General features: G+C 37.4%; 8 protein-coding genes and 1 pseudogene. 8 read left to right on the plus strand and 1 reads right to left on the minus strand.

Translation table 11 applies throughout. The features are described 5' to 3' along the window. The first annotated feature begins 431 nt into the window (after positions 1-431). The gene (locus tag ACHABW_RS00310) at positions 432-2,186 is read left to right on the plus strand and encodes an ABC transporter ATP-binding protein (protein WP_435753575.1); all 1,755 of its coding nucleotides are present in this window, start codon (positions 432-434) and stop codon (positions 2,184-2,186) included. 12 nt (positions 2,187-2,198) lie between these two features. Next, positions 2,199-4,049 carry an ABC transporter ATP-binding protein gene (locus ACHABW_RS00315; RefSeq protein WP_435753576.1) on the plus strand — a complete coding sequence of 617 codons (1,851 nt, stop codon included), beginning with the start codon at positions 2,199-2,201 and terminating at the stop codon, positions 4,047-4,049. Positions 4,050-4,286: 237 nt separating this feature from the next. Here ACHABW_RS00315 and ACHABW_RS00320 read toward each other — a convergent pair whose 3' ends face one another. Then, positions 4,287-6,011, minus strand: a complete 1,725-nt coding sequence (locus ACHABW_RS00320) for an Rqc2 family fibronectin-binding protein (RefSeq protein ID WP_435753577.1) — start codon at positions 6,009-6,011, stop codon at positions 4,287-4,289. A 218-nt stretch (positions 6,012-6,229) separates the two neighbouring features. Here ACHABW_RS00320 and ACHABW_RS00325 point away from each other — a divergent pair, with 218 nt between their 5' ends. From ACHABW_RS00325 to priA, 6 genes and pseudogenes are all read left to right on the plus strand, one after another. After that, positions 6,230-7,111 carry a YicC/YloC family endoribonuclease gene (locus ACHABW_RS00325; protein WP_435753578.1) on the plus strand — a complete coding sequence of 294 codons (882 nt, stop codon included), beginning with the start codon at positions 6,230-6,232 and terminating at the stop codon, positions 7,109-7,111. A 64-nt stretch (positions 7,112-7,175) separates the two neighbouring features. Further along, positions 7,176-7,439 (plus strand): extracellular matrix/biofilm regulator RemA, encoded by a 264-nt coding sequence (remA, locus tag ACHABW_RS00330; RefSeq protein WP_110936420.1) that lies wholly within the window; start codon positions 7,176-7,178, stop codon positions 7,437-7,439. Positions 7,440-7,492: 53 nt separating this feature from the next. Then, positions 7,493-7,699: pseudogene (locus ACHABW_RS00335) on the plus strand (guanylate kinase); the annotation flags it as partial. 52 nt (positions 7,700-7,751) lie between these two features. After that, positions 7,752-7,970, plus strand: a complete 219-nt coding sequence (gene rpoZ, locus ACHABW_RS00340) for a DNA-directed RNA polymerase subunit omega (RefSeq protein ID WP_110936419.1) — start codon at positions 7,752-7,754, stop codon at positions 7,968-7,970. Between the two features lie 139 nt (positions 7,971-8,109). Further along, positions 8,110-9,324 (plus strand): bifunctional phosphopantothenoylcysteine decarboxylase/phosphopantothenate--cysteine ligase CoaBC, encoded by a 1,215-nt coding sequence (gene coaBC / locus ACHABW_RS00345; protein ID WP_435753579.1) that lies wholly within the window; start codon positions 8,110-8,112, stop codon positions 9,322-9,324. Then, complete coding sequence (gene priA, locus ACHABW_RS00350) at positions 9,325-11,763, plus strand: primosomal protein N' (protein WP_435753580.1); 2,439 nt, start codon at positions 9,325-9,327, stop codon at positions 11,761-11,763. Positions 11,764-11,808 lie beyond the last annotated feature (45 nt).

Raw genomic sequence — 11,808 nt, forward strand, 5'->3', positions numbered from 1 at the left:
TTTTACAGGAACTATTATATAAATAGAGGATATGCCAAAACGTCTTTGGACTTTTGGCATATCCTTATTTATTTGTTGAATTTTATCAATTGTGTATTATTTTGAAGAACTTCCCTTCAATTACTGTGGATAATCCGCTAGTAATAAGGAGAAGTGTGAATAACTTTTTTAACCCATTAGTTTAAGCGATTACAAAAAGTTACGGAAATAGCTGTAATTGTAAAGAAATGCTCTATATCATTAGAAAATGGCATCTTATCAAGGCTATTTGCTCTTATATGCGAAGAAAAGACTATAGATATTTATTTCGGAAACCGATATATTAGAGCTATTGTGATAAATTCAAAATCGAGTTATCTGAGTTGTATGAGAATATTTTGTGTTAATGACGTATTACTCATATTCAGTTCAGGTTTGAAGGAGGTGTAGAGATGGACACATTTAAACGTTTAAAAGAGTTTTATTGGCCTTATAAACAATATTTTTTCCTGTCCATTATTTTCTTATTAGTTTCAACAGTTTTTACAGTGGTATATCCGATCATTCTGCAATTCACGATTGACTATATAGTGATTGACGGAAATTTTCAATGGGTACCATATGTGGCTCTAGGTTTTTTTGTGATTACGTTATTAAAAGGAGTCGCCATTTATTTTCATCAATACTTAGGGGATTTGTTCGGTATTCAATCTGTATATGAGCTACGTAATGCACTTTACCGAAAATTACAGTTCTTGCCATTCAGGTACTATGACAATGCAAGAACAGGAGACCTTATGTCTCGATTAACAGCAGACGTCGAAGGGTTTCGTTTCTTTTTATCCTTTGGTTTTGCGCAGTTGACTAACTTAGTCATGCTGATTGGACTAAGTTTAGGAATCATGTTCTATTACAGTCCTTCATTAGCATTTGTGACACTTGGTGCATTACCGTTCTTGGTTGTTACAGTATATCAATTCGATAAAAAAGTTCATCCAGCTTTTACGAGTATTCGTAAATCTTTAGCAGACATGACAACGAAAGCACAGGAGAATATTAGTGGGATGACAACCGTTAAATCTTTGTCTAAAGAAAGCTTTGAAATGGGCAGATTCGACGCTAAAAATACGGATTATAGAGATAAGTTTATTCATACCTCCAACATCTGGGCACGATATTTCCCTTTAATGGAATTAATCGGTCATATATGTGTCGTTGTTCTTTTAGGTTACGGTGGATGGTTAGTCATTAATGATACTATCCAGCCAGGGGTACTAATAGCATTTTTTAGTTTAATTTGGTTTATTATTAACCCGTTAATGAATTTAGGATTTATTATCAACACTTTTTCACAATCGAAAGCTTCAGGCGAACGACTGTTACAAGTCCTCGATGAAAAGGAAGATATTTTTGATAAGCCTAATGCTGTCGAGGCGAATAGATTAGACGGTCATGTTGTTTTTGAAAATGTGAGTCATCGTTATGATGAAGACGAAGATCTAGCATTGGACAATATTTCCTTTCAGGCTTCTCCAGGAAAAACGATTGGTCTCATCGGAGCGACAGGTTCAGGAAAGACTTCTATTACTCAATTAATCTCACGTTTTTATGAACCAGATCGAGGTGAAATTAGAATTGATGGTCGATCGATAACAGACTATACATTGAAAACAATCCGGAAAAATACGGGCGTTGTTTTACAAGAATCATTTCTTTTTTCCTCCTCGGTGAAAGACAATATATCTTACGGAGCCCCTGGTGCAACAATCGATCAAATCATTGATGCTGCTAAAAGAGCAGATGCTCATGAATTTATCATGGATCTACCGGATGGATACGATTCGGTACTTGGAGAGCGTGGTGGTGGGCTATCGGGCGGCCAGAAGCAAAGGATTGCGATTGCACGGGCAATTTGTATTGATCCAAGTATCCTTATTCTGGATGATGCTACTAGTGCAGTAGATATGGAAACGGAAGGGAAAATTCAAGCTGCATTTCGGGAAGTCATGCAAGGAAGAACAACCTTTATTATTGCACATCGAATTTCTTCGTTGATGCATGCCGATGAAATTCTCGTATTGGATGAAGGGAAAATCGTTGAACGTGGAACTCACAATTCTCTTCTAAATAATGAGTGCGGCATTTATCGTAGAATTTATGATATCCAATTCCAGGACCGAAAACAATTTATGGAAGAAGCTAAATAGGAGGTGACAGCAATGACAGAAGAAGAAAAAATAGCCTCAGATAATAAGCAACAGAACACCGATAAAAGAACTTTAAAAAGATTTCATTATTCAATGGACCAAGCGATAGAAAAACCATTTAACTGGTTACAAATGACAAGGCTAATAAGTTATATGAAACCTTATTCAAAAGATATTTTACCACTGGCAATCCTTGGTATGCTATTGTCTACAGCTGTGAGATTAATAGCTCCGCTTTTAATTGGTAGTTACGCTCTTGACCATATTATTGAATCAGGAGATGTGAACTTCTTAGCAATTATGGTGTTGGTGATCACAGGACTTTATGTCGTTTCCTGGATAGGGAATACGATACGGATCAAATATATGAATAAACTGGGGCAACTCGTTATTTTCGACTTAAGAAAAGGACTTTTCAACCATATCCAACGATTATCACACCGGTTTTTCGATCAACGATCAGCGGGCTCGATCTTAGTAAGGATAACCAATGATGTAAATAGTCTGCAGGATTTGTTTACGAACGGTGTTATTAATTTATTAATGGATATCATTATGTTAATTGGGATTATTGTCATGCTGTTTTTCATCAGCCCTGAGCTAACATTAGCTATCATGATTGTTTTACCATTGATGTTTTTTATTTCAACAAAACTGCGGCGAAACATTCGTAGATCATGGCAGGATGTAAGAATTAAACAGTCAATGATTAATTCACACTTGAATGAAAGCATCCAAGGGATAAGAATTACACAGTCGTATACACAGGAAAAAGAAAATATTGGTTTCTTTAATCAAATGAATGAAAAGAACTATGAAGCGTGGAGAAATGCTTCACAAAAAAGTGCAATGTTCCGACCATTTGTTGAAATGAGTGGAGCAATTGGAACCGGGGTTTTACTTTGGTACGGTGTTCATTTGATTCAAATAGATGCATTAAGCATTGGTCAATTTTTTGCTTTCTCTTTGTACATTGGGATGTTTTGGGAACCGATTTCAAGGTTAGGGCAAGTTTACAATCAGCTTTTGGTCGGTATGGCTTCGTCTGAAAGAATTTTCGAATTTTTGGATGAGCAACCATCCGTTCCTGAAAAAACCAATGCAAAAAAGTTAAAAGAAGTGAAAGGAAATATTAAGTTTGAAGATGTTGAATTCGCTTATGATGCGAACCGTAAGGCACTTAATAACATTAATTTGGAAATGAAAGAAGGGCAAACTGTTGCTCTCGTTGGACATACTGGAAGCGGGAAATCAACCATAGTTAACTTAATAAGCCGATTTTATGACCCGACAAGCGGTCGAGTGCTACTAGATGGTAATGATTTACGTGATATTGGCTTAGACAGTTTAAGAGAAAAGGTGAGTATCGTTTTGCAGGATACATTCATTTTTTCAGGAACGATCCTTGACAATATTCGTTTTGGACGTCCAGATGCAAGTGATCAAGAGGTAATGGAAGTTGCTAAAACAGTAGGTGCCGATAAATTTATCCAACAACTTCACAATGGGTATGAAACAGAAGTTGAGGAAAGAGGGAATGTCCTGTCGGTTGGAGAAAGACAGCTGATTTCATTCGCTAGAGCACTGCTGGCTGATCCTCGTATTCTTATCCTGGATGAGGCAACTGCTTCGATAGATACTGAAACGGAGCAACTTATTCAACGTGCTTTGAAAAAACTGCTACACGGACGCACGGCTATTATGATAGCCCACCGATTGTCCACAATTCGAGAAGCGGATAATATTATCGTTCTCGAACACGGAAATATTCTTGAGCAAGGCAACCATCAGGAATTAATTGATCAAAAAGGGGAATATTACGGCTTAGTAAAATCGCAGTTTAAAGTTTTAGATGCTGGATAAAAGCTAAAAGGCTGTTTCAAAAGGGTTAAAATACCTTTTTGAAACAGCCTCTTTTTTTGAAATTGTTGTATGCTTTCGAACAGAAAGGCTCGAATCCGCTCTAGTCGGTCGCTTTCTGTGGGCAACGGCTTCAAGCCAAACGTAGCAAGGAAGAACTGTAGCACCTACACTAACTACGTAGGTGCTACTCTGGGGTGGCAGTGCTGACGTTGCATTTATAAAAGACGCTACGCGTTTTTATCCTTTGTTAGCATTTTCAGCTAGCTTTCGTACGAGATTATTATCTGGATTAACAAATAATGTCGTTTGTTTATCATAGGTTACATATCCTGGCTTGGCCCCATTAGGTTTTTTTACATGACGAATAAGTGTGTAATCGACTGGGACTTGCCCTGACATACGGCTTTTACTGAAATATGCGGCAAGATTTGCTGCTTCCATTAATGTTGTATCTCCGAATTCCTGACTTCGGATAATTACGTGTGAACCTGGAATGTCTTTCGTGTGAAGCCAAGTGTCATCTTGATGGGCAAGGCGATTTGTTAAATATTCATTTTGTTTGTTGTTTTTACCAACATACAATTCGACCCCTTCTGAAGAAAGATACTTTTCAACAATAGGTTTGGAATCTTTCTTTTTTTGTTTCTTTTTACTCTTTTTCTTTTTAACATACCCTCCAGCTTCCAGCTCTTCACGAATATCTTCTAAATCCTTTGTAGTCGCGATTTCCACCTGCTGAATCAAGGAATCTAAGTATGCCATTTCTTCTTTGGCATGTCTTATTTGCGGTTTGACAAAGGCTATCGAGTTTTTTAACTTGTGATATTTCTTAAAAAACTGTTGTGCATTCACAGATGCTGTTCTTTGAGGATGCAAAGGAATCGTTATTTCATTTTGTTCTGGGTCATAATAATCAACCACAGTTATTTCAGTTTGTCCTGGTTTTACTAAATGCATATTTGCAGTAAGCAATTCTCCATATTTCTGTTGTTTTTGTGCTTTGTCTGCGTCGTTCAAGGTTTTTTCGAGTTTGGTAATTTTCTTTTTATTTTTCTGATATTCATTTCTTATAAATCGTTCCATATCGTGCGCACGTTGTTTCACACGATCCCGTTCTGATTTATCGACGAAAAAGCGGTCAAGCATTTCGTGAATGCTGTCAAAATGAACTTTCGTTCCTTTCAGATGCTCTAATGGAATGACAGAAAAAGCATCTTTATCGGCGTTAGTTACCATAAAAGGCGTATAAGTGCGTTCTTTTACAGGTTGCAGCACTTCCAAGAATTTAGGTGGAAGTGTATCTCTATTTGTGAGTTTTGCCTGGAACAGAATTTCCTTAATGATTTGCGGCGACAATCCACTAAATTGACTTTGAATCTGCTGATCCATTTTTCCAAGGTTAAAATCCAAGTTTTTTCTTAGTAGATCCTCATCCATCTCTAATGGGTTTAATTTATCCTGATGGGGAGGTTCTATATAAATTTGCCCAGGTTGTACTGTACGAAACTGGGAAACGGATGGTGGTACATGTTTTATACTATCTAAGATATTGTTGTTTTCTGTATCCAGAAATATGAGATTACTATGTCTTCCCATTAATTCTAAAATTAATTTCTTATAGGATACATCTCCGAGTTCGTTACGTCCTTTAAATGAAAATGTAATGATACGTTCTAAGCCATCTTGTTGAATACTTTCTAACATACTTCCCTCAAGGTGTTTCCTAAGCAACATTGCAAACATAGGAGGCTCTTGGGGATTTTCAAGCTTTATAGAAGTTAGATGGAATCGTGCGAAAGATGGATTTACTGAAATAAATAACGAATGGTTTTTTCGATTAGCTCTAACCGTTATAATTAAGTCGGTAGGATGCGGCTGTTGAATTTTAACAATTCTTCCACTAACAAGTTTTTCCTTTAAATCATCGGTTACTGCGCGTGTAACAATGCCATCAAATGACATAAATACACCTCCCTTTTAACGTGCTCTTCCACTCTGAAAATAAAGAGTGAGAAAGCGTGCTTAACTATTATAGCAAAAATACACAGTTTAAAACATGTATTACGCTTTTGCGATGAAAGAAAAAAAGGTTTATATAACTAAAGGGTAAAGGGAATTTCATAAGTCCCCTTGTTGTATTCCTGAAAATTGTTTAGAATGTAAGAAGTGGATGTGATAGAATGATAATGAGTATGACAGGATATGGGCGATCTAATAAGGAAATAGATAGTTGTCATGTTTCAGTAGAGATTAAGGCGGTAAACAACCGATTTTGCGAAATAAATATTCGCATGCCGAAGCAATTGTTCTTCTTAGAAGAGCGGATGAAGAAGTCTATTTCCCAAGTTATCAGCCGGGGTAAAGTAGATGTGTTTATACATATACAAGGAGACGGGGTTTCAAAAAAAGAATTATCGGTAGACTGGAACCTTATCGCAGAATATCAAAATACTTTTGATGAAATGGCTGAAAAGTTTCATTCCTCAAATTCATTTCCTCTTAAAGAACTCTTGTTCAATGAAGAGGTAGTTGCTGTGAGAGAATCTAGTGACATTTCCAGTGAACTCACAGATGTTATCTTGTCTTCTGTAGAAGAAGCTGCAATGGAATTAAGAGATATGAGATTAAAAGAGGGGCAAGAGTTGCGTGATGATATTATTCATCGAATAGATACATTACGGCAATTCATAGTTAAATTGCGTGAGTATACTCCAGTGATTCAAAAGCAATATCGCGAGAGACTACAACGGCGAGTGGAAGAGTTTCTAGGTGGAAAAACAGAAATAGATGAAGCAAGAATATTGACAGAGGTTTCTGTGTTTGCTGAGAAAGCTGATATTCAAGAGGAATTGACTCGAATCGATAGCCATCTAAAACAATTTATATCGATTCTTTCTGATGCGAAAGTAATTGGAAGAAAGTTAGATTTTCTAGTGCAAGAATTGAATCGAGAAGTAAATACAATCGGTTCAAAATCAAATCATCTCGAAACAAGTCAACTGGTAATTGAACTCAAAGCTGAATTAGAAAAAATTCGAGAACAAGTACAAAATATAGAATGAATCTGAAGTGGAATTGGAAGGACTGCTTCCTCGAATTAGAAGATCAAGGATGGGAGAATGAATAATGGATATAAAATTAATTAATATAGGATTTGGAAACATCGTTTCAGCAAATCGAATTATTTCGATCGTTAGTCCAGAATCAGCACCTATTAAAAGAATTATTTCTGATGCAAGAGAAAGAAATATGCTTGTTGATGCAACATATGGCAGGCGAACGAGAGCAGTAATTATTGCTGACAGTGATCATGTCATATTGTCTGCTGTTCAGCCTGAAACAGTTGCTCAGCGTGTCATTTCAAGTAAAGAAGACGCGTCGGAGGAATAAACACGAATGCCATCGGTAAACCTGATGGCATTCACTGGTTACTCACAATATCCCAAGGAGTCTTTATCTTTTTAATGCTTCTAAAGTTTAAATGAACTTCTCAGCAGAATCGAAGGCAGAGGAACGTTGATTTAATCGATAGTCGTATGACCATTGCTGAAGATGAAATAGATATGGACAAATATGATTATGTAGTAGAAAATGATATAGTAGAGTTAGCAGTAGAACGAATAAAATCTATTGTAATTGCCGAGAATTAGAAAAAAGAATGATTAATTCATCTTTATAAAGAATTAGTGGAGGAGTGAGACAATGTTACAACCATCAATTGATTCGTTAATGACTAAAATTAACTCCAAGTATACCCTTGTGACAGTTTCAGCACACAGAGCAAGACAACTTCGGGAAAAACCAGAACTTTTTCAACGTACGGTTGCTTCTAAGTCAGTTAATTATGTAGGGATGGCATTAGAAGAAATAGAATCCGAGCATTTGACCTATGAGATTCGTGAAGACGACGAAACAACCTGACCCCAGGTTGTTTTTTCTTTTGTCTTTTTCAAGAAATTTAGGTATCGTGTAAGTAGATATATATATATAATACCTTTTAGAAGTCCAGCTTCTATGTCGGTATTCTGACGGGCTCTACTGATTACGGGAGGCAAATACCATGAATGATGAACGAATTGAAAAAAAAATCTTACTTTGTGTTTCGGGAGGAATTGCTGTTTTCAAAGCAGCTGCTCTAACAAGCAAGCTTGTTCAAAAAGGATATCTAGTAAAAGTTATCATGACAGACTCTGCACAAGAATTTGTCACACCTTTAACTTTCCAAGCGTTATCGCGTGACCATGTTTATGTCAATACTTTTACGGAACCAAATCCCGAGAAAATTGCGCATATTGACATTGCGGACTGGGCAGATCTTGTGTTAATTGCACCTGCAACTGCAAACATTATTAGTAAATTGGCTCATGGTATGGCAGATGACATGATGACGACTACTTTATTAGCTACAACAGCTCCCGTCATGATTGCTCCAGCCATGAATGTTCATATGTATGATCATCCGGCTGTACAAAAGAATATGACATTATTAAAAGAGTATGGCTACAAGTATATTGAGCCAAATGAAGGGTATTTAGCTTGTGGGTATGTTGGAAAAGGAAGAATGGCGGAACCAGAAGATTTGGCTGATATGATCGATCACCACTTTATCTCACAAAATAATCAGATTTGGCATGGGAAAAAGGTGTTGGTTACTGCAGGTCCAACCCAAGAAACGATTGATCCAGTTCGATTTTTATCAAATAGGTCTTCTGGAAAGATGGGCTATGCCATAGCTGAAATGGCTGCTGCAAGAGGTGCTGAAGTAACTTTAGTGAGTGGACCAGTTTCTATAAAGGAGCCCCATGGAGTGAGTGTGATTCCGGTAAGGTCAGCTAAAGATATGTTTGATGTTGTGCATCGGGAATTTGCAAAGATGGACGTTGTTATCAAAGCGGCAGCTGTAGCTGATTACCGGCCGAAGGAAATATATGAGCAGAAAATGAAAAAAACAAATGGTGACATTCACATTGAAATGGAACGCACAAATGATATTTTGCAATCTTTAGGGGAAAAAAAGACTTCTCAACTTCTGATTGGATTTGCAGCAGAATCAGAGAACATAGAAGAGAACGCTAAAAAGAAAATTCAGAAAAAGAACTTAGACATCATTGCAGCCAATTCGATAGCCGAAAAAAACATGGGTTTTCAAGTGGACACAAATGAACTAAATCTGTATTTCTCTAGTGGAAAAGAAGTTGCAATCCCTCTAACAACAAAAAGAGAAGCCGCAAATTTGTTGTTAAACGAAATAAAAACTTTGTTGGAGGAGCGTTAAATGATCGCAAAAGTAATCGTAGATGTTGCTGCCAATCAAACGGATCGTATGTTTGATTATTTGGTACCACCTGAATTCGAACAGACCATTGTTCCAGGAATTAGGGTGAACGTCCCATTTGGACCTAGAAAAGTGCAGGGATTTGTGATAGCTATTGCAGAAGACAGTGAGCACGATTCCTCAAAAATTAAACCTTTAGCAGAACTAGTTGATTTAAAGCCACCTCTTACTGAAGAGCTTTTAGCCTTATCAACATGGGTGAAGGATAATACATTATCCTTTCACGTTACAGTGCTAAAAACCATGCTTCCAGCTGCTATGCGAGCCAAGTATGATAAAAGATTGTCCATTCATGAATCTTTAGATGAAGGCGAGGTGCCAGAATCAATCCAGCCTTTTTTTCCAGAAACGAATGAAATAGAAAGCTGGGAAAAGTGGAGTAAGGATGCGTCAGAGCTTGATAAAAAGGTGATGATGACTGCAATTAAAGAGGAAGTTGTGCTAGTAACCCCTCTTGTAAAGACCAGTGATTCCGTTAAGAAACAGCAAATTGTTAATTTGATGGTTTCAAAGAAGGATTTAGAAAAAGCGATTGAATCGACACCCTCCCGAGCAATTAAACAAGTAAAACTATTGGAATTTTTTATTAGTCATTTCGAAGACGAAAGTGAATATACGTTAACAGCTCTTCTTGAAAAAGCAGATGTTTCTCGGGATACTGTTCAGTCACTAAGAAAAAAGAACTTAGTGTCTATCGAGGAAAAGGCGATTGCAAGAGATCCATATGAAGGAAGAACATTTGTGAAATCGGAACCACTTCTCTTAATGGAAGAACAGCAAACAGCTTTAGACCCGATTTTGGATTCTATCCATCAGGAGAATCATCAAACGTTTCTTCTCCGAGGGGTAACCGGGAGCGGAAAAACCGAAGTTTATTTACAAGCTATCGATCAAGTTCTTAAAAAGGGGAAAGAAGCAATCGTGCTCGTTCCCGAAATCTCTTTAACTCCACAAATGGTTACGAGATTCAAAGAAAGGTTTGGCTCTCGCGTAGCTGTGCTTCACAGTGCACTGTCTAAAGGGGAAAAGTATGATGAATGGCAGAAGATTCGCGAAGGTAAGGTCGATGTAGCTGTTGGGGCAAGGTCGGCAATATTTGCCCCGTTTGAAAAATTGGGAATCATCATTATAGACGAAGAGCATGAGACGAGCTATAAGCAGGAAGAATCGCCAAGATACCATGCGAGACAAGTGGCAATTAAACGTGGCGAATATTATAAAGCCCCCATTATTTTAGGAAGTGCTACACCTTCCTTGGAGAGTTATGCGCGTGCAAAAAAAGGTGTCTATACATTATTGACAATGGAAAATCGAGTGAATCATGTGAAAATGCCTGAAGTATCGATTATTGACATGAGAGAAGAGCTGCGTTCCGGAAATCGTTCGATGTTCTCAGAATCATTAGTAAAAGGGATATCTGATCGGCTTGAAAAAAGAGAACAGACAGTGCTTTTTTTAAATCGAAGAGGGTATTCATCGTTTATTATGTGTCGAGACTGTGGTTACGTTCCTCAGTGTGATCATTGTGATATTTCACTCACCTATCATCGAACGAATCAATCGTTGCAATGTCACTATTGTGGCCATTCAGAAACCATTCCAAGCATTTGTCCAGAATGTCAAAGTGACTCTATTCGGTTCTTCGGTACCGGCACACAAAAAGTGGAAGAAGAATTATTGAAGGTATTTCCAGAGATTCGTATTATTAGAATGGATGTAGATACTACAAGACGCAAAGGTTCCCATGAAAAACTCCTGCGTCAATTTGGAGAAGGGAAGGGAGACGTACTGCTCGGAACTCAAATGATCGCAAAAGGTTTGGATTTTCCAAACATAACGCTCGTTGGAGTATTAGCAGCAGATTCGATGCTCCATTTACCGGATTTCCGCTCGGGTGAACGAACCTTTCAGCTGTTAACGCAAGTAAGTGGTCGAGCTGGAAGGCATTTAAAGCCCGGAGAAGTCGTGGTTCAAACATATACTCCGGACCATTACAGTATCGAAGACGTAAAGTCGCATAACTATCTATCATTTTTCGAAAAAGAAATGGGTATCCGTAAACAAGGAGGATATCCTCCATATTATTTCTTAGTTATTATTCATGTTAGTTCAGAACAGTTAGATCAAGTCGTTTCTGTTACCGAAAAAATTACTCACTTTTTGCAACGAGAGCTTTCAGACCAAACATTTGTATATGGTCCGGTCGCTTCTACTATTCCGAGGATCAAAGATAGATATCGCTATCAATGCATGATAAAATATAAAGTTGAGCCTAAACTGACAAATACTTTGCAGGAAGTCATTAAAACATATCAATCAGAAACGACACGATCGTCTTTAGCTATTCATATGGATATGAATCCGTATATGATGCTTTAAATTCAGAATTTAGCTCGCAGCGGAAGCATACGAGTTGATTAAGAG

The sequence above is a fragment of the Salipaludibacillus sp. CF4.18 genome, from assembly GCF_051262595.1.
Lineage (GTDB): Bacteria > Bacillota > Bacilli > Bacillales > Salisediminibacteriaceae > Salipaludibacillus > Salipaludibacillus neizhouensis.